The organism is Mycobacterium sp. (genome assembly GCF_008709575.1).
Classification (GTDB): domain Bacteria; phylum Actinomycetota; class Actinomycetes; order Mycobacteriales; family Mycobacteriaceae; genus Mycobacterium.
Map to the genome: position 1 here is coordinate 1 of NZ_VYIK01000405.1, position 657 is coordinate 657.

General features: G+C 65.1%; 1 pseudogene. It reads left to right on the forward strand.

The annotated features are described in order from the left end of the window. Positions 1-376 precede the first annotated feature (376 nt). Positions 377-592 (forward strand): annotated as a pseudogene (locus tag F6Q13_RS19250) (SAM-dependent methyltransferase); the annotation flags it as partial. Positions 593-657 lie beyond the last annotated feature (65 nt).

Below are 657 nucleotides of genomic sequence, written 5' to 3' on the forward strand. Positions count from 1 at the left end.
AGCTTGTTCCCGGCAGCTGCGGCCGCAAGGTAGCGCTGCCAAGCGGGATCGGCTTTGCCGAGGTCGTGGACTTCGCCGACGAACCGACAGCCGTCGGCCGAACCGAATGCCTCGCCAAATTTACCGGCTCGTCGTCCGGTTCCGACTAGGTGATCGCGTAGTGTGTGCCACTGGCCCCGGTCGTTCGGCGAATGAGCGGCGAGGACAGGCGGCAATGGGTCTACGCCCTGGTCACCGAGGTTTTGGCGGCCCACTGGCCGGTTGTCTGGCGACGTTGTCTGGTGCACGTGCGCAGCGTAAGCGAGGGGTCTGACAAGTTTTATGGGTTCGATAGGTGTTATGGATTCGTTACTAAACGTGCCGTTGCTGCCTGGCCGCCACCCTGCTGATGAGCTGTTTCAGAGACGCCAACCCAACCGACCTGCAATGGCCGCTCCCGGCGGTGTCCGAGCACACACTGGTGAGGTCCTCGGCGGGGCGGGCTGGAACATCGTGTCGCTGGAGCCATCGACGGTGCGCCGCCAAGAGGACAGCACTGTTGACCGAGATGGCGTTCTGGCTCGTGCGTGCCCGGCGCCGCCCACTACCCTGAGCGCGTGAATCTCGACGGCAACCAGGCCGCGATCCGTGACGCCGTCGACGCCGGGCTGCTCGCCG